This is a genomic window from Rhizobium sp. C4, assembly GCF_021026315.1.
In the GTDB taxonomy this organism is placed as follows: Bacteria; Pseudomonadota; Alphaproteobacteria; order Rhizobiales; family Rhizobiaceae; genus Ensifer_A.
Window position 1 is genome coordinate 15,691 of record NZ_JAJNCX010000012.1, and the last position, 17,774, is coordinate 33,464.

Annotated in this window: 14 protein-coding genes and 1 pseudogene; 5 read left to right on the forward strand and 10 right to left on the reverse strand. The window is 56.7% G+C overall.

Annotated features, from left to right (window positions below; all coding sequences use genetic code 11):
• Nucleotides 1–9 precede the first annotated feature (9 nt).
• Nucleotides 10–207, forward strand: a complete 198-nt coding sequence (locus LQK84_RS18840) for a hypothetical protein (protein WP_230830281.1) — start codon at nt 10–12, stop codon at nt 205–207.
• On the opposite strand, the gene istB is transcribed toward LQK84_RS18840, so the two are convergent.
• From istB to istA (LQK84_RS18855), 3 genes and pseudogenes are all read right to left on the reverse strand, one after another.
• Nucleotides 198–974: an IS21-like element helper ATPase IstB gene (gene istB, locus LQK84_RS18845; protein WP_230830282.1), complete on the reverse strand. Its 777-nt coding sequence runs from the start codon at nt 972–974 to the stop codon at nt 198–200. The two genes, LQK84_RS18840 and istB, sit on opposite strands and share 10 nt — an antisense overlap.
• An 11-nt stretch (nt 975–985) precedes the next feature.
• On the reverse strand, nt 986–2,536 hold the full coding sequence (gene istA, locus LQK84_RS18850; protein ID WP_230830283.1) for an IS21 family transposase: 1,551 nt from the start codon (nt 2,534–2,536) through the stop codon (nt 986–988).
• Between the two features lie 177 nt (nt 2,537–2,713).
• Nucleotides 2,714–3,754 (reverse strand): annotated as a pseudogene (gene istA / locus LQK84_RS18855) (IS21 family transposase); the annotation flags it as partial.
• A 38-nt stretch (nt 3,755–3,792) separates the two neighbouring features.
• On the opposite strand from istA (LQK84_RS18855), the gene LQK84_RS18860 reads away from it, so the two are divergent.
• On the forward strand, nt 3,793–4,968 hold the full coding sequence (locus LQK84_RS18860) for a Fic family protein (protein ID WP_230830284.1): 1,176 nt from the start codon (nt 3,793–3,795) through the stop codon (nt 4,966–4,968).
• Between the two features lie 478 nt (nt 4,969–5,446).
• Here the strand turns inward: LQK84_RS18860 and LQK84_RS18865 are convergent, their stop codons facing one another.
• The 7 genes from LQK84_RS18865 to LQK84_RS18905 form a co-directional block, all read right to left on the reverse strand.
• Nucleotides 5,447–5,824 carry a hypothetical protein gene (locus tag LQK84_RS18865; RefSeq protein ID WP_230830285.1) on the reverse strand — a complete coding sequence of 126 codons (378 nt, stop codon included), beginning with the start codon at nt 5,822–5,824 and terminating at the stop codon, nt 5,447–5,449.
• Entirely contained in the window at nt 5,824–10,425 is a 4,602-nt protein-coding gene (locus LQK84_RS18870; protein WP_269072185.1) for an RHS repeat-associated core domain-containing protein, read from the reverse strand. The genes LQK84_RS18865 and LQK84_RS18870 overlap by 1 nt, the downstream gene beginning before the upstream one ends.
• 40 nt (nt 10,426–10,465) lie before the next feature.
• Nucleotides 10,466–11,467 carry a hypothetical protein gene (locus LQK84_RS18885; RefSeq protein ID WP_230830286.1) on the reverse strand — a complete coding sequence of 334 codons (1,002 nt, stop codon included), beginning with the start codon at nt 11,465–11,467 and terminating at the stop codon, nt 10,466–10,468.
• Between the two features lie 21 nt (nt 11,468–11,488).
• Nucleotides 11,489–12,502: a hypothetical protein gene (locus tag LQK84_RS18890; RefSeq protein ID WP_230830287.1), complete on the reverse strand. Its 1,014-nt coding sequence runs from the start codon at nt 12,500–12,502 to the stop codon at nt 11,489–11,491.
• 34 nt (nt 12,503–12,536) lie between these two features.
• Nucleotides 12,537–13,541: a hypothetical protein gene (locus LQK84_RS18895; RefSeq protein WP_230830288.1), complete on the reverse strand. Its 1,005-nt coding sequence runs from the start codon at nt 13,539–13,541 to the stop codon at nt 12,537–12,539.
• A 956-nt stretch (nt 13,542–14,497) separates the two neighbouring features.
• A protein-coding gene (locus LQK84_RS18900) for an IS5 family transposase (RefSeq protein WP_230830289.1) occupies nt 14,498–15,267 on the reverse strand; the annotation gives its coding sequence in 2 pieces (ribosomal slippage) (nt 14,498–14,953 and nt 14,956–15,267; 768 coding nt in all).
• A 73-nt stretch (nt 15,268–15,340) separates the two neighbouring features.
• Nucleotides 15,341–15,559 carry a hypothetical protein gene (locus LQK84_RS18905; protein ID WP_230830290.1) on the reverse strand — a complete coding sequence of 73 codons (219 nt, stop codon included), beginning with the start codon at nt 15,557–15,559 and terminating at the stop codon, nt 15,341–15,343.
• 109 nt (nt 15,560–15,668) lie between these two features.
• Between LQK84_RS18905 and LQK84_RS18910 the strand changes: the two genes are divergently transcribed.
• From LQK84_RS18910 to LQK84_RS18920, 3 genes are all read left to right on the forward strand, one after another.
• Complete coding sequence (locus LQK84_RS18910; protein WP_230830291.1) at nt 15,669–16,406, forward strand: helix-turn-helix transcriptional regulator; 738 nt, start codon at nt 15,669–15,671, stop codon at nt 16,404–16,406.
• A gap of 111 nt (nt 16,407–16,517) precedes the next feature.
• Nucleotides 16,518–17,180 carry an acyl-homoserine-lactone synthase gene (locus LQK84_RS18915; RefSeq protein WP_230830292.1) on the forward strand — a complete coding sequence of 221 codons (663 nt, stop codon included), beginning with the start codon at nt 16,518–16,520 and terminating at the stop codon, nt 17,178–17,180.
• 20 nt (nt 17,181–17,200) lie between these two features.
• Nucleotides 17,201–17,386, forward strand: coding sequence for a hypothetical protein (locus LQK84_RS18920; RefSeq protein WP_230830293.1), 186 nt, complete (start codon nt 17,201–17,203; stop codon nt 17,384–17,386).
• The last annotated feature ends 388 nt before the right edge of the window (nt 17,387–17,774 follow it).

Consider the following 17,774-nt stretch of genomic DNA (forward strand, 5'->3'; position numbering starts at 1 on the left):
GAGCGCCGTATGTGCAATCTCTACAACATCACGACGACGCGCGATGCGGTCATGGCTTTCACCAAGGCCTTTACCGACAAGGCCGGCTGGATGCGCGCTTCGCAGTTTCTGGACATTGATTTCAGTAAATCCCGGACATCAGTTTCACTAAAGTCCGGACAGTTTGCCGAGGTTGGTCCTTGGCAGCCTGGTTACCATCAGGGCTGATTGATTTCGCCGTTTTCATCAGCCGTCAAGGGGATCGCGCCTTTTTGCTTTCGCATGCTCTCGCCACGGAGAGTGATGCGATGAGCGTTGTGGACGATACGGTCGAGGATGGCATCGGCGACCGTGCTATCGGCGATGAGATCGTGCCAGTTTGCGACCGGGACTTGGGCTGTGATCAGGGTGGACTTCCTCTGATAGCGTTCTTCGACGATTTCGAAGAGGTGGAAGCGCTGCTGATCGGAAAGCGCATGTGTTCCAAAGTCGTCAAGGATGAGGAGCTGGACGCGTGCGAGTTTGTCGATGAGACGAGGAAAGGAGCCATCGAGACGGGCAAGTGCCAGATCTTCGAACATGCGCGGCGCGCGGACATAGAGCACGGAGTGCCCGAGCCTGGCGGCCTGTCTGCCGAAGGCGCAGGCTAACCATGATTTCCCGGTTCCGGTGTGGCCTGTGATGATCAGACTCTCATGGGCGGTGAGCCATTGACCTTGGGCCAGCGCCATGGTGTTGCGCCGATCGAGACCTCGGGCGGCAGAGAAGTCGATATCTTCGATGCAGGCCTGGGCGAAGCGGAGCTTGGCTGAAGCGAGCCGGTTGCGGATGCGTTTGTCGGCGCGCAAGGTCATTTCGCGGTCAAGCATCAAGCCCAGCCACTCATCACGGTTGAGTTCATTGGTGCCGGACTGTTCGGCCAATTCGCGCCAGGCTGTTGCCATGCCCGTGAGCCCGAGGGACTGCATCTGGTCGAGGGTGGGGTTTGTCAGCATTCTTTCTTCCTTCACTGGTAGTAGGATCGGCCACGGATATTCGTATGCGCAGGCGTGGGGGCCGCGTGTTCAGCCTGCGGTCTTTCCCGGTCGAGGCCGGATTTGAGGATGGAGGCGACGGAGGAATAGGTGATGGCGTTGATGATGAGCGCCCGCTCACAGGCCGCGTCGAGGCGTTGTGCTCCATAGCGTGACACCAGCGACAGAATGCCCATCGCCGATCGGTATCCCTGTTCTGGATGTGGCTTGTCGCGCATCATGCGTTCGACCAGGATGGCGGCGCTGGGGCCAATCTGGTTCGCACGGCTGATGAGATTGGCCGGCGTGGTGTTGGCGTAGCGCTGATGCGCCTTGGGCATATGGTCGTTGACCGTGACGTGGCCGGAACGCTGGGAGCGACGAACATGACTGGCAACGCGCTGGTGATCATGGAAGATCTCGACCACCCGGTGGGTGAGCCGCACCTGCAAGGTGCATCCGATCAACCGATGTGGCACCGAGTAGAAGGTCTTGTCGACCTCGACATGATAATCCGGGTGAACCTTCGCCGACTTCCATTCCGCATATTCGAACGGAATAGCCGGCAAGGGCTTCAAGGCTGCCCGTTCGATCTCCTCGAACAGTTCGCGGCGGCTTTTGCCGACATGGCGCATCGGCCGACTATTCAGTTCCTCAAGCAATTCGGCGATCGCCGCGTTGAGGGCAGCCAGCGAGAAGAAGCTGCGGTTCCTGAGCCGTGCCAGAATCCACCTCTCGACGATCAGCACTGCGCCTTCGACCCGGCCCTTGTCGCGCGGTTTCCTGCTTCGGGTCGGCAGGATCGTGGTATCGTAATGCTCCGCCATGGCAGCGAACGTCGCCGTCAATGTCGGCTCAAACCAAAGGGCCTTGGCAACCCCCGCTTTGAGGTTGTCGCATACGATCGCCTTGGTGACCCCGCCATAGAAGGTCAGCGCACGGATCTGGCCGTCGATCCAGTCCGGTAACTTCTGGCTGAAGCTGGCATAGGCGAAGGTCAGGTTCGAAGCGCCTAACACCGCGACAAAGATCTGAGCCGGGTGGACAATGCCGGTGGCCGGATCAATTACCGGCACCGTCGGCCCCGCATAGTCGGTCTGCATAACGGCACCCGCCGCGTGCCGATTGCGGAAGGCCACACTCGTGCGCTGCCGAAAGGCTGCAACCTGCCCGCAAAACCAGGTGAAGCCGTAACCATCGGGATGGTTGGCTCGGTATTCTTGCCATAGAAGCGTCAGCGTCACGCCTTTGCGCTTCAGTTCTTGAACCACCAGCGCCCAGTCTGGCTCGATCAGATCGCGCGGCGGCCGGCCGGCTCGGCCGAATAGCCGCCGCTCCAGTTTTGCATCCTCGTCAGCGCCAACTGGTAAAGGCCACGAAAGCCCGGCCTCCCGAGCTCGTAGCAAATAGGTCGATACCGAGCTCTTGCCGATCTTCAGCCGCTCGGCAATCTCGCGCACCGAAAGACCCTCTTCGTGGGTCAGGCGCAAAATGGTCCGGATATCCTTCACTGTCGTTCGTCTTGCTTGCTTCCGTCTCGGCATCGGCCCCTCGCAACGTTGTCGTGAGAGGCATAACAACCAAGTCGGCGCAGCCGCGAACCAACCCTCTTTCCGTCGCCCGAAACTGTCCGGGATTTAGCGGAAACACTGTCCGGGAATTAACGAAAACTGTGTCCGGAGATTACTGAAAACCCTGTCCAGAGGTTGCTGAAACCCGCAGATCCGGACTTCGTCGGCGAGAGAGTGGACCTCGAGCATCCGACTGCGCGTCGCATCCGGAACGCTATAGGTATTGCCTCCGACGCTGACCATACCTTCCCGCGACACGCGGCGCTCGAGCTTCAGAACGGACTTGAACGGTGCCAGCGGTAGGGGTCGCAGATGGGGCCGCTCCTCGGCGAAGGCTTCGTTGACGACCCGAAGTGTCGTGGCATGCTTTCTCGGATTGGCGACAGTGTCCAGCCAATGCCGAAGCTGGGCGTTCAGATCGTCAAGATTGCGGAACGAGCGAGCCAGGAAGAAGTCCTCGCGGATATAGCGGAACGGCCGCTCAACCTTACCCTTTGTTTTGGCGCGATAAGGCTTGCATGCCTTCGGATGAAATCCATAGTGCCGCGCCAGGTCGATGAGCGCACGATTGTAGACGATGCCTTCAGTCTGCCCTTCGCCGATGACCGCAGTCTTCATACGGTCATAAAGCACCTCCCTTGGAGCGCCGCCAAGGGCCTCGAAAGCGGCGATATGGCAGCGCAGAACGGTCGGCAGGTTCTGATGCATGACGAAGCGCGCCCAGATGAGGCGGCTGTGACCCAGCACCATCGAGAACAGCCATACGATCCTCGGCGTCATTGGCTCGTCGGTGAAGACGACATGGAACTGGGCGAAATCAACTTGCGCCTGCTCGCCCGGCGGCGTCTCAAAGCGAACTTCGAATCCCTGGCTTGTCGGCGGTCGCACGTCGCGGAGAAAATCCGTCACAGCGGTGTAGCCGCCGGTATAGCCACGCTCGCGCAGTTCTCGAAATAGTCGGCTCCCGGTCAGACCGGGATAGGTTTTGACCCTTTCCCGCAGGTAGGAAGCAAACGGATCGATCACCGTCGCTCGCGGCTTCCTTGGGCCATAGGCAGGAGCCTCGAGGCCTCGCTCTATGTATTTCCGCACCGTCTTGCGGTCGATGCCCGTTTCTCTGGAAATGGCCGACACCGTCAGCCCCTGCTGATGCAGATCCAGGATCATGATCGTCTCCCTCAGCTTGATCACCAAAATCCCCCTCCCGACCATCGGAAGGAGTATCGGCGATGACGCGCCGCCGGTCTTCCGGGGCGCGCCCCGGAAGACCGGCGGCCGCAGCACCTGGGGAAGATTCAAACGGCACTATTGGGGAGTATTGCTCCGGTACTGACAGGGATTCAGACCTTCTGCGATCAAAGGAGCAGGCATTCGTTGAGAATGCAGCGATCGCCGTGGGTGCCATGCGTCATCTCCACCGGGGTGATCAAGCGGATCTCGTGATCGAGCTCTTGAGCTCCGACGCATTGAGCACATCCGCGATCGAGGGGGAGGTCCTCGATCGTGACAGCGTGCAATCTTCGCTACGCCGCCAACTCGGAATGTCGGCCGCGGCTTTGCGCAGCAGACCAGCGGAGGCCGGTATCGCGGAGATGATGGCCGATCTCTACCGCCATCCCTTTGAAGCCATCACACGAGATCGGCTATTCGAGTGGCACCGGATGGTGATGAACGGGCGCCGCGACATTGCCGATATAGGCTGCTACCGCCTTCACAGTGAGCCGATGCAGATCGTGTCCGGTGCCTTCGGTCGACAGCGGGTTCATTTCGAAGCTCCCCCCTCCGAGCGCCTTGCGAGCGAGATGAATATGCTCATCAAATGGCTTGACGAGACGTCGCCCAAAGGAAGGCGTCCGCTTGGAGCGCTCGCACGCGCCGGCATTGCCCATCTGTGGTTCGAAAGCATCCATCCGTTCGAGGATGGCAATGGGCGTATCGGGCGGGCCATTGCCGAAAGCGCGCTGGCTCAAGCGATCTCCACGCCGACATTCAACGCCTTGTCGAAATCGCTGCTTAAACATCGTAAGGACTACTACGCTCGCCTGGAAGCGGCGAGCCGGACACTTGCGATCAACGACTGGCTTTCCTGGTTTGCGGACAGAGCGCTTGAAGCCCAAGCATCTACAGACGACCTGGTCCGTTTCCTGATCGAAAAGACGAAGTTGATGGACAGACTGCGTGGCTTCCTGAATGAGCGACAAGAGAAGGTCCTGCTGCGCATGCTGGCTGAGGGCCCGGATGGGTTCACGGGTGGCCTGAGCGCCGGCAACTACGCGACAATCACCGGAGCTCCTCCCACCACAGTCACGCGTGACCTTTCAGATCTCGTCGAGAAAGGTGCGCTACTGCGGACCGGTGAACGCAAGGCAACCCGCTACAGGCTGACCATCGCAACCGACCGATAGGCGGTTCGGTCCGAGACCGGCGTCTGCGAGTTGACTCGCAATGTCTCAAGGCCGTCCACCGCCGTCTAACCAGAGTTGTTCAGAAGTCGGCGAGCATGTGCACCGAGATCAACAGCAAGCCTGCATAGTTCGGTACGAAAAAGATCAGGATATCGACCGTCCTCAAGAGGGGCGGCTCTTCCGAAAGAAGGGCTTCCAGCTCTGCGTTGGCGTGGAAATCAACAAGCTAAGGCTTCTCTATCTCAATACTGCTGAAACCCGCACTGGGCGAAATAGAAATTGGACTGATTGTTCAACAATCGAGGTCCATCTGCATCGCCTCTGGGCTATCGCACTTTGGAAGGGTTTTACCGGAAGTGCCGCCTGATCACTTTACCATGCCAAGCGAGCACTCGTCAGCATTAACGTGACATGACTCTCTCAATGCCCGCTCGAAGATCATAAGGCCTGGTGCCAAGAATGCATATCTTAAAAAGAATTATTCTTCATCACCTACAGGATAAAAAGAAAACTCTAAGTGCGAATTAAATCTCTGTAATTCACAAATCGTATTCTCGTCTACTTTTAGAGAACCGGTTCCTCCGGTATTTTTCACATAAACAGCGACGTCAAAAAAGGAGGATATGCTTATATTATGCGTCAAAATAATAATATCTATGTGTTTTAGAAAATCTCTTATGGAATCTCCAAGTGATGAGGCCAAACCGTCATCTATAAGATCGACTTCGAAGTGTCTATAAGATTTTTCGCCCGACTGATAAGAGCGGAACGGTAACTTATTGATGAATTTACAAATTTCATCTACGTCAACAGGTTTCCCGCAGACTATATAAACTATCGTTGCGATTTCTAACATCAATCTGGCCTCGGGCAACCCAAACGCTTCCACTCGTCATGCCAATCGTGAGCTTCTTCCTTCTCCAGATCTGGATCTCCAGGTTGCTTCACCTGCTTATGGTACCATTTCCAGAACGGCTTGGGTAATCCATAATACTTATCCTTAGGCTGCTTTCCGATTTCGTCAACGTAACGCAGAGGAGCGTTCTCGACATAGGTGTACCGATTCCGCGCCTCATCGGTAAATTCACCCGCGGGATCCCTCGATATCCAACGCCCAACACCGGGATCATACGCCCGATACCAGGTGAGATTAAGCCCACTTTCGGGATTTGCGAACATTCCCGCATAGCCGAAGTCAGTGAGAGGAGCTGTAGCCTGAAGCGCGACGCCGTAGGGATCGTAGTCGTAGGCGGGTGCTGACGATGCGCTCGCAAACACGCGGCGAACCGAGCCCAACTGGTCGATACCGTAGAAGTAGGTCTGCGGCGACGATCCAGATAGATATTCGCCCTCATCGAGATATTGCCGGGTCAGCGCATAGGAGGAGTCACGTGCCTGGCAGATCCGATCGCCGCACCAGACGAAGTTTCTCGTTTGAGCGCTACCACCGCCCGCCGGTGTGCTGACGATCCGGGTGCGCCGACCGATGCCATCATAGGTAAAGTTCGTGGCCTTGCCGCTTTGGGAAGGATAGGTGATGGCGATGAGCCGGTTCTCTGCGTCCCAGGCGTAGCTGCGTTGCCCATCACTCAGCAGATTGCCGTTGGCATCATAGGTCTGCGCCTGGCCAGAGAGACTGGTGAGCTGATTGAGGGCGTTGTAGCTGGCGTTCTGGTTTGCCGAAGCGGGCGTCGCCACGGTACCATCGATCGTTTCCGTGATCGCCGTGAACTCGTTCTCGCTATTGGTCGTGAAGGCGAAATTGGAATACTGGCTTGCACTCAATCCGGTGTTGTTGATACCGGCAAGCCTGCGATCGCCCGTATTCGGGAGGTAAGACCACGCCGTCTGGAGCGTAGCACCCGACCCCGTCAGTTTTCTCAGAGCAATCTGGTTCGTTTGTCCCAGATAGCTGATGGTGAAATCCCCGAGATCACTTTGGTGATCGGTGACGCGGCCAATGGCATCGTACTGAAAGGTTTCCGCACCGCCCCCTGAGACGGAACGCGACGAGACGCGTCCCAGCTCATCATAGCCATAGGCGATCTGATGAGCGCAGGTGCTGCCGCCGGTGGCAACAAAGCACTCCCCTGTCCGCTGCAGCGCCCCCAGCTGAAACGGTGCACCGTAGGAATAACGGGTCGTCCCCGTCCCATCAGACATCGACGCCAACCGCTTGAAATATGGATCCCAGGTGAAGGAGACGGAAGGCGTGAGGTTCACGGCATTCATATAGGCGACGTTCGTCACACTATCGTCGAGGGCATAGGTCAGTTGACGGATCTGCCCCAGCGCATCGGTGGTGGATTTCAGGCGACTGGTGGTCGTCTCGTAGGTATAGGTGGTGGACGAATTATCTGCGTATTTCTTCGAGATCGGACGGCTCTGCAGGTCATATGTCCAGGAGGTGACGTTCCCCTTCGCGTCCGTCAGTGAAGACATCGCGTTGGTCGGGGTGTAGCCGTATTGAATGACGTGACCGGAAGGATCGGTGGTTTTCACCAGCCGGCGATTGGCGTCATATTGATAGGTCGTCGTTCGACCGAGACGGTCGGTGTAGGAGGCCAGATCCAACCGATCGTAGCTGTAGGTTTCAGACGTCCCATCCGGGTAGGTCTGCTTGGTGAGACGGTCGGCGGCGTCATATTGATAGGCAACTGTCCAGCCTTCGGAGTCCGTGTATGTCGCAACCCGATTGGCAGCATCATAGGTGTAGGTCGCCGCCGTCTGGCTGTTGGCATTGGTGACCGAGAGCAGATTGCCGTTTGCGGCATAGTTGAACGTGGTGAGGTGGTTCAGAGGATCGGTTGTCGAGGTCATTTGACCCGCGGCATTATAGGTGTAGCTGGTCTTCTGCCCTGAGGCATCCGTGTAGGACAACGGCAGATGACGGCCGTCATAGACAAACTGAGCCAGCGTCTTTTTGAAACCGTATTCGGTTGTCTGGGATACAGCCGCCAGATCGATATCGTTGGCGTAGCCGAAGCTCGTGGTCCTGCCTAAGGGATCGACCATTCTCGTCAGATTGAAGAAGCTCGTCGCATCATAGGTATATTGCGTGAGCTGGGTCGTTCCATCATCGAGCACACGTCCGACAGCAATCGGAGAGTCGAATGTGCCGATATAGATCGTCGAGGTCTGCCCGGGATACTGGAACCAGACCCGGTTCTCGAGCGGTTGCTTCTCACTCTCCAGGGTCGTGCCCTTAATCTGCGACCCGGTCATGTGCAGGAAGTGGCGGATGCGCGCCTTACTGTAATCGCAGCCTCCGCTATCGGTGCAGCCGGCGGCAATATACTGGCTCTTGTCCCAGTGGAAACTGTCGCGGTAGTTGAGATATTGGTTTGTCGGGGTGTACGGCATCCCCGTAGGAACGGTTGAGGATGGATCGGATGCCGGAATGGGGGCCTGGTCGAGCCACTCTTCACGCTCTTTGAAGCCAAGTGGGTCGGTGATTTGTGCAAAACGAGGAGGGCTACTGGTTCCCGGGGGAGTATAGGCGAATGAAGTGGTCCCGTATGGGGTCGTCAGGCTGTTGACGAGCGAGTTGGCATCATAGGTGAAAGCCGACTTGATCCCGATAATATCCGTAATGGAGGTTAGCCGGCCGGCAGCATCATAGGTCAGGTTCGCACTTCGACCGAAGGGATCCGTGATCTTCGTGACGTTCAACGGTTGTGCACTGAGGCCGTATGAGAAGGTCGTCGCGCGTCCAGTCGCGTCGACCAATGACGTCAGGCGCGCACTGTTATCGTAGTTGAGCTGAACGGCATTGCCCTGAGGATCCTGAAGCTTGGTCAAGAATATGCGGCGCGGGAAACTCGCGCTTCCATCGGATTGGCTGTACGTCTCGGTACTGCCATCGCGCATCTTGCGCTGATAGACGACTGGCGATTGCGACACCATGACGAGAACCGAACCGTCAGTATCCTGCGCAGAGAACGTCTGCGAAGTGGCATTGAATCCGACATAGTAAAATGCGCCGCCTCCCGGAAGATAGCGCGATACACTTGCTCCCGGATTGGTTGGATCGTCGGTGATGTAGGTCAGCCAATTGAAAGTCCATTTGGGACCGAGGTTGAAGAAGCTGAAATTCTGCGGCTGACTGTCCTCGCGCTGGTTGTAACTGATCTTCACCATCGCGGACGGGCCGATCGGAGGCACATATCCCACGGGAGTGTCGCTCAGATACAAGCTGACGCTCGACTCTTTGATATCAACAGAACACATCGGCGCAGGGCACCTCGGTGGTACGGGGGGCGGGGGCCTCCTTTTTGACATTGGTGGGGTTGGCGGCTCAGGTGGCTCAGGCTGGTTCGGTGGCGTCCCTGGGGGTGTTCCGGGCGGAGAGCCAGGAGGACCTCCAGCGGCAACACCTGGAGGAGGACCTGCTGGGTCTGGGCCGTTTGCCGGCGGATCGCCAGCATCGCCAGGTCTGGGCTGGTTCGTTGGTCCCTTCCCCCAGAGGCTGGCGATCTCGTCGCTGGATGCTTTTTGCCAGCCGCTGGCGGTGCCATCCTTGCCGGTGATCAGGAAATATCCAGAAGCTTCCTCATTCAGAGCGTCTTCAGTCACCCAGATCTCTGCGTTCGGGAAAACTGAGTCGACAATATGGTATCGGCCGTTCGCCTTCCCGACGATGGCGGCGAAATGCCCGAGCTTCCAGTGCACAATCGAGGGCACAGGCACAGCTTGCCCTGGACTGCGGCGAACGATTGAAGGCGAAAGATCGAGCTTTTCCGCCAGGCGTTTCAATTCTTCGAAATTGGTACCCTTGGGACCAGCCTGATACCACTGGAGAAAGTCGACCTGCGAAAGTTTTGCGCCTTCTTCGAGAGCCAGGGCCTTCAATGCCAATGGGCCACAGATGAAGAGATGTCGCGGATCGGCCTTCGACAGTTTCAGGAGCTCTGCGGCTGCTTGAATCTCTTCGGTCGCAGAGCCGGAAATCGGTCTATCGCCAATGTCGGTGAGTAATTCGGCGAGCTTGTCCATCTTGCCCAGATTGGCGTAAAGCCCGGCTAGTTTGGAAACAGCCCCGTCGATCATAGCACGCGCTTGCGGATCAGTCGCGTTTCTGCCGAGTGCCCATGATTTTTGCCAAGCCTCCAGCGCCTTCGAGAAATGGCCTTCGTGGTAGTACTTTGCTCCGAGATTGGCCCAGATGGCTGCGGTCCATCCGGAGTTTGGATGCTGTTCAGCGTATCGAAGAAACTGCTCCTCACCTTGTTTCGAAGTGAGACCTCCATAGGAGACGAGCATCGAACCGAGCTTCAGGTCTTCCTGTGAGGCCGTTTTGCTAGTCGGAAAGAGAGGCTCTGCGAAGCCTGGGGCATTTGCAATGGTGTCGGCGTGGGCCGATACGGAAGCGCAGCTGAGCATGGCTACAACAACGGTTCCAAGTATCGAACGCATCAAGGCGGCCTGATGCTGAGATGACGACAGTGCCAACTTCATTGCCATTCTCCGCGATTTTGTTGAATGTCGTACGTTCAGTTCAGAGACTGACGACCTTCCACGACAAGATGTGCATGGTCGGGATCCAGGATGGGCGCGCCGTCTGGTTAAAAAATACCACGGGGCCAATCGTGTTCAGGTTGGTCAGGAACGCGTTCGCCGCGACGGAAAACCCCGTGACATAGAATTCACCGTCACGGGAGAATGACCATGTGAGCTTGGTCCCGTCGTAGGTTAGACGTGACCAGATCGGCTCGTTGGGCAACGGCAAGCCGGGATCAACAAGCGCGGTATCGTTTTGGTAGGAGTTGAGGCCTGCTCCTCCCGAGGTCGTTTGATAGTCAAAGCGATATGAGGTTGAACTCATCGCCCCCATACCAAACTGAACCGATCTGGCGTTGACGCTGTCGCGAACGGCGATCCCAGTATTGGTATAGGTCGAAAGCGGCCCCGTGTAGAGGCTCAGCATCGTCGCTTGCCAAGGTCCGGACGGCAGAGGAACTTCTGCCATCATCGCCGTAAAGCTTGATGTTGCGCTCGTTGCAGCAAGCATCATGCCGCGCGTTGTCGCACTGATCGCTGCACCAGTTGGCGTGGTCGATCCGGTGCGTAGCGTAAAGGCACTAGCGTTCGGCGCAACGACCGCATTGCCGTTTAGCCAGTCAGCTCCCCCGCCGGCAGGCGTCCCGGACGCGGAGATCGTGATTGCGCCGGCACCGTTTGTGATGGAGATGCCCGGACCAGCAGAGAGTGTCGCAGCAACGGGTGTGCCGGAAGACGAACCGATCAGAACTTGACCGCTCGATAAGGGACCGACAGCGTTGAAAGCTCCGCCCGTCCCGGTGATTTGCACAGCATTTTGAGCCCCCGCAGATCCGAGTTGGCCCGCACAGGTGGCAACTGCGTTGAAATCCGCTGCCACCGGGGCCGCGTCGATGATCGTTCCATCGACGATTGTGTTTGGTACAGTGCACTGTGCAGATGCAAGATTGGCACTCAGAAGCAGCAAGCTCGAAGCGAGGATCAACCTTCCGCGTCTCATCGTATATCTCCTCAGTCTCAATCAGATGGAAACAAGCTGCCAGGAAAAGATGTGAAATCCCGAGCCCCATGTCGGGTTCGCAGAAGGCGCGCCGATCGTAACGATTGGCCCGATCGTGTTTAGATTGGTCAGATAGTCTGTCGCGGAGACAGAAAACGCGGTCGTAAAGTGCTCGCCATCCTGCGAGAAAGCCCATATGAGATTGGTTCCGTCATAGGTCAGTCGCGACCAGATCGGTTCTGTCGGGTAAGGCAGGCCGACGTCTGTTAAGGGTGTGTCGCCGACATAGTTGTCTAAGCCGATACCACCATTGAACTTGACATAGTCGAAACGGGTGGAGCTTCCGTTATTCGAACCAAGGCCGAGGGTAATAGCTCGATTATTTGTGGTGTCTCGGATACCGAAAGAAATCGAAGTCCAGTTTGACAGCGGACCAGTGTAAACACCTAACATCGTCGCTTGCCAGTGCCCACTCGGTAGCGCGGTTTCCGCCAGGAGATTTTTGCCGGACGGCGACGCCGTTGTCGAAAGAAGCATCCCTCGGCCTGTGGCAGAAATTGCCGATCCTGTTGGTGCTGTCGTGCTGGTGCGCATGGTAAATGCGGAGGCCGTTGGTTTGACGACTGCGGCCTTGTTCAGCCAATCGACCGCGGCCCCGGTTCCGCTTCCAGTGGTCGAAACCGTAATTGAGCCCGGACCGTTTACGATCGAGACCCCGGCGCCCGCAGTTAGCTGTGATGCTTGAGGGGCGCCGCCCGTCGCACCAATAACGATCTTGCCATCCGTTAGTGGTGAAGTTCCGCCAAAGCCGCCGCTGCCATTGTTGTACTGAATTGCGTTTGTTGCGCCGCCTGGCGATGCGGCGTCCACACATCCTCCGATGGCTCCGAAGTTCCCCATCAGTTTGGAAGCGTCGGTGACGGTGTTGTTGGTAATTGCGTTCGGAACCGAGCAAGCTGCAAGGGAAGGCTGCACTTCACCAGAAAGGAGCAAGGCTCCGGCGAGTAGGGCCACTTTGGAGGAAGACCTGCGCATGAGACCACCTGTTGTTCGGCTGCAAACGAAACGGTCAGAGAGATGTGACCGACCACGAAAGGATGTGATAAGCGGAAGACCAGGAAGCATTGGTCGGCTGACGGAAAAGTGCGGCCGGTCCAACCTTCGAGAGCGTCGTCAGATTGTCTCTGGCGGCAATGGAAAAGGCGGTGACAAAGAATTCACCGTCGCGCGAGAAGGACCAGGACAAAGTTGTCCCATCGTAGGTCAGGCGGGACCAGAATGGTTGTGAGGGCGGCGGCAAACCGATGTCGCTCAAATTGGTTTCGGACAGGATAGTGTCAAGTCCGATGCCGCCAGCGGAGCGAATGTAGGCGAAGCGATATGAGGCCGTCCCGTTGCCTTCGATCCCGAATTCTACGGCACGGTTTGCGGAGGCGTCACGGACGGCGATCGCCGGAAAACTGAATGTCGCGATCGGTCCAGAATAAATGGCCAGCATCGTCGCTTGCCAGGCGCCAGAGGGTGCCGCTGTTTCGGCCATCAGGGCTGCACCGTCCGTGGCACTGTTGGTCGTCAGCACCATTCCGCGCACTGTCGGTGCAAGGCTAGCTCCTGCGGGGGAAATCGAAGACGTCTGGAGTGAAAAAGTCGAGGCTATCGGACGAAGGACCGCTCCTTCATTCAACCAGTCCACGGCGCTCGCGGCCGTAGTAGCAACGGCCGATATGGTAACGGCACCTGAGGAGCTGGTGATCGACACACCTGGTCCCGCCGAAAGGCTCGCGGCGACCGGTGACCCACTGGTTGCTCCAATCAACAACTGGCCGCTGGAAAGCGGCGCGGCGCCGAATGATCCGTTAGCCGCCTTGTATTGAACCGAGCCGGCGCTACCTGCGGGTGCCGCAGAATCAGCGCAAGCTGCCACAGCGCTAAAGTCCTGCATCAGCGCCGTGGCGCTGGCCGTCTGCCCGTTTATGAGCTGATTGGGAACGGTGCAGGCTGCAATCGCAGGCTGTTGAAACAGGCATACGAAGGCCGCCGCCGAAATCAATTCGCGGTTGAGGTAGGATCTCATGCAAGATCTCCGCTGCAATTTAAAGTGAATTGCGTGTCCGGTTGCACAATCGTCCTGACGGGGGTTTCTGTCAATTGAATTTTTTGAGTGTCACAATCTATTCAAAAACCACCGTTGTCTAAATGCTAATAATCGGGAACTATGCGATATTCATTTTGGGACATATTCGAAATATGAAATACAAAACTTCATAGTTCCTAAAATCCAATGACATAACTCCAAAATCGTGCTAAGAAACATTCCAGCTATGCGATACAAAGCTTCCAACTACATTGCGGAGACCAAAGAAATGACTCGAAAGATGTCGATTTTTCTGATTGTTTTTCCTGCACTTTTCGCGGGTACGGATATCGCGCACGCAGATACCGGAACATCGAGTTACGGCTATGACCTGGACGGCAGGCTTCGAACCGCGCACTACTCAAACGGGAATTGCACCCTTTATGATTTAGACGCCAATGGGAACCGTCTCTCCGCAGCGGCCATCGCGCCTGTCAGCTCACCGCCGCTCTGGGGACAAGCCACGTGGGGTAATGCGTCCTGGGTCGCCGGGAATTCGAATGCCATCTGGGGATCTGGAACGTTCGGATGCGCGGTTTGGACTGCGCCTTGATTCTGGCGATGCCATAAAGCGTGGGCGCCCCTGAGTTTGTCCATGCTGATCTGAACCCAGACTCGATCGCCGGGAGGTCATTCGCTATAGCCCAAGGTCGTCTACCACCGTCTGGCCAATGATCTTGAGAAGTCGAGGAGAACACGCGATGGTAAGCGGATGGGATAAGAAGCCTGGACCCGGCAATGACTACACGCCGCTGCCCGCTAACCTCTGGCGCGTGGCGTTTTACATCTGCATCTTCGTCATGTTAGCCGGCGCCATGTTTGTCATGTCAGGTTGAGCATTTCGTCAAAAAGATGAGAAAGCGCGTTCGTCGAGACAATGCTTTGGAACGCGCCCTTTAGGTCACGGACTCATAAGAACGGAGCCAAATCCGAATTGAAGCGAGCTGGACGGATGCGAGGAAATTGTCGTCGCGTTTGTCATATCGAGTTGCGACGGCTCGGAAGTGTTTGAGTTTGTTGAAGAACCTCTCCACCGCATTGCGCTGTTTGTAAAGCCAAGGGCTGAAGACGGGAATATTGACCCGGTTGGGCATGGGGCGAATGCATCCCCATGCCCCACGGGATTTGAGGGTGTCGCGCAGAGCGTCGCTATCATAGGCGCGATCAGCAAGAAGAATGTTACCGGGTTTGACGGTGTCGAACATATTCGCCGCCGAGCGTCCATCATGCGCTTGGCCTGCTGTCAGCTTCAACATGATTGGACGCCCTTCGGCATCGACAAGGGCATGGATTTTGGTTGTCAGCCCGCCACGCGAACGACCCATGCAACCGGATCGTTCCTCTTTTTTTGACCATTGGCGGCGTGTTGATGCACGCGGATCGATGAGCTGTCGATCATTTGAATGTCGCCGTCGTAAGCTTCTGAAATTGCCTTGAGAATGCGAGCCCAGTGACCGGCGTGACGCCACCGGTTGAAGCGATTGACGCAGGTCGTATAAGGACCATATCGAGCTGGAATATCGGCCCAGGGCGCACCGGTCCGCAACCGCCAGAATATGCCATTCAATACCCGCCGGTCATCAACCCGCGCCTTACCACGAACCTTCGTGGGAAGAAGCGGCTCAATCACCGACCATTCGAAATCCGTCAAATCAAAGCGGGCCATCTCTGCCTCCAAATCAACAGAGGCAGTGAATCACAATCCATTCAAATCAAAAACTATTTTATGGGTATGTGACCTAGATCGTTTGCTTCGCCTGATCCCGAACAACTTCGGAGAACACATCGAGCCAGAAGATGGCACCCGCACGATCACCGGTGCGCTCTGCAACAAGGGCACGCGTAATGGCTTCAGAGCCGGCTAGATCGCCATAGACCTGCAAAGCTCGGACGAAGCTCTCCAGGTTTGCAGGGGTTGTGGTCTCGGTTGAGCTTACTCTGTTTGCTGTCATGGCCATCAGTAACGGTACCATGCCAGCGCGTTGAACGCCCCTCCCACATATGTACGAATTGGGTTGCATCCATAAATTGTCCCTCGCTATAAGAAACTCCCAGAGGGACGAAACCATGCACGATCAGCAGCACGATGATGAACGGCTCTATGAGGGCATCTTCCAGTCCATCAAGAACGCCGCCGATGTCGAGCAGGCCGTTCAGAAGTTTCGCGATGGCTATGGATTGGGGCATGTCACCTACCATCTGGCCCAGACCGTCGCTGGCCAGCTGCAGATCGATGCCCCCTATGTCCGCACCACCTATCCTCCGACCTGGGTGGCCCGATATCTGATGAAGGGCTACGTGCATGTCGATCCGGTGATCAAGGAAGGCTTGCTGCGTTCGCTGCCATTCGACTGGTCGGAAATCGAGCCCAGCGAACACGCCATCGCCATGCTGATTGATTTTCAGTCGCATGGGCTCGGGGCTGCAGGATACTCAATCCCGATCCTCGACAAGATCGGCCGACGAGCATTGCTCTCGTTAAACTCCAAACCGGATGAAGCGAACTGGGACGAACTCGTGACCCGTTTCCGCCAAGACTGGATCGAACTGGCACACGTACTCCACAAGAAGGCGATCTTCGAGCAGTTCGGAGATGATGACCCGGCCCCGGTCTTGAGCCCGCGCGAGTTGGAGACGCTCTATTGGACGGCGCAGGGCAAGGACTACAAGGAAATTGCCATGATCATGGCAATATCCGAGCATACCGTTCGAACCTATATGCGCTCCGCCCGCTTCAAACTGGATTGCGCAAACATGTCTCAGGCCGTTGCGGTGGCCATCAAGCTCAGGCTGATTAATCCCTGAATGCCCACCGTACAAATGTGCGGGTACATATGTGTTGAGCCATATGTGCGAATTTTCAGATGGCCTTTTGCCGGGCAGTTTCTCTCCATCCAACCACCTGCGGAGAGACAGATGTTCGTTACCATTCAAGCTCATGAATACAACAAGTATCCAGTCCTCATGGAGAAGATGTTCAAGCTCCGCAAGCGGGTGTTCGCCGACCAGTTGGGTTGGGACGTTCCCGTCAACGGCGATTGTGAACGCGATGAGTATGATGCCCTGAAGCCCGTATATCTCGTCTGGTGCGGTCCCGATCGGACGACGCTCTACGGCATGATGCGTCTGATGCCGACCACCGGCCCTACCCTTCTCTACGATGTTTTCCGCCGCACGTTTCCCGATACGGCAAATCTTGTTGCCCCCGGCATCTGGGAGGGCACCCGGATGTGCATCGACGAGCAAGCGATCGCTGCCGACCATCCCGATATCGATCCCGGTCGGGCGTTCAGTCTGATGTTCCTGGCTCTCTGCGAATGCGCCATGGAACATGGCATTCACACCATGATCTCCAACTACGAACCGCAGATGAAGCGCATCTATCGGCGGGCGGGCGTTGAGGTGAATGAGCTCGGTCGCGCCGATGGCTACGGGAAGCTGCCAGTTTGCTGCGGCGAGTTCGAGGTTTCGCAGCGCGTTCTCGAAACGATGCGCTCGAAGCTCGGCGTTGACATGCCGCTTTATCGTAGAACGGTACCAGAGCGCTCTGTGACCGCCGAAATCCTTCGTGCAGCTTGATGTGTGTCGGGGGACGCGAGATGGCAAACGTTGCAGAACTGCCTGAAGAAAACAAACTGCGTGGAGAGACCGAGGTGCATCTTCGTTCCGCGTTATTCAATGCCGAACAGCTGGGCGACGACTTTCTCTCATACCTCCTGAAAATGGCCTTCGAACAGTTCCAGGCCGGTGCCTCAGAAGGGAAGCAGGGCAAACGCCGGAAGTGAACTCATAGAAAGTCATCGACATGCATCCCATTCTAGGCCAGCATTCTGGCCAAATCGGATGGTTGGAAGATGGCATTGGCAAACCAAGCGTTTCAGCGCCTGCTACGAGCGCGGATCAAAACCGAATATTTGAGGGGCACGTCGCCAAAGGAAGCTTTGGCGACGGCCTCTTTGATGCTCGTTCGACAGCAAGACGCAGATGCAGCGCCCCGTAGGACCGATAGCGCAACTGAAGCCGTCTCCCCTCGATCCTCGTCCGAAAACACAACCAATGGCAAGTAATTTACACCTTTGTCAGTTGTAATCCTGAGCTCTCTGAATTAACTCTGAATGCTCCTGTTATCACTGGAGCTTAGTGGCCATTGTCAAACCTTCGTCGTGGGAAATA

Coding starts and splice junctions, on each gene's coding strand:
- LQK84_RS18905 (WP_230830290.1), bottom strand. CDS start 15,559: ATGGCCATGACAGCAAACAGAGTAAGCTCAACCGAGACCACAACCCCT.
- LQK84_RS18860 (WP_230830284.1), top strand. CDS start 3,793: ATGACGCGCCGCCGGTCTTCCGGGGCGCGCCCCGGAAGACCGGCGGCC.
- LQK84_RS18840 (WP_230830281.1), top strand. CDS start 10: ATGTGCAATCTCTACAACATCACGACGACGCGCGATGCGGTCATGGCT.
- LQK84_RS18870 (WP_269072185.1), bottom strand. CDS start 10,425: ATGAAGTTGGCACTGTCGTCATCTCAGCATCAGGCCGCCTTGATGCGT.
- LQK84_RS18910 (WP_230830291.1), top strand. CDS start 15,669: ATGCACGATCAGCAGCACGATGATGAACGGCTCTATGAGGGCATCTTC.
- LQK84_RS18885 (WP_230830286.1), bottom strand. CDS start 11,467: ATGAGACGCGGAAGGTTGATCCTCGCTTCGAGCTTGCTGCTTCTGAGT.
- LQK84_RS18890 (WP_230830287.1), bottom strand. CDS start 12,502: ATGCGCAGGTCTTCCTCCAAAGTGGCCCTACTCGCCGGAGCCTTGCTC.
- istA (WP_230830283.1), bottom strand. CDS start 2,536: ATGCCGAGACGGAAGCAAGCAAGACGAACGACAGTGAAGGATATCCGG.
- istB (WP_230830282.1), bottom strand. CDS start 974: ATGCTGACAAACCCCACCCTCGACCAGATGCAGTCCCTCGGGCTCACG.
- LQK84_RS18865 (WP_230830285.1), bottom strand. CDS start 5,824: ATGTTAGAAATCGCAACGATAGTTTATATAGTCTGCGGGAAACCTGTT.
- LQK84_RS18895 (WP_230830288.1), bottom strand. CDS start 13,541: ATGAGATCCTACCTCAACCGCGAATTGATTTCGGCGGCGGCCTTCGTA.
- LQK84_RS18915 (WP_230830292.1), top strand. CDS start 16,518: ATGTTCGTTACCATTCAAGCTCATGAATACAACAAGTATCCAGTCCTC.
- LQK84_RS18920 (WP_230830293.1), top strand. CDS start 17,201: ATGGCAAACGTTGCAGAACTGCCTGAAGAAAACAAACTGCGTGGAGAG.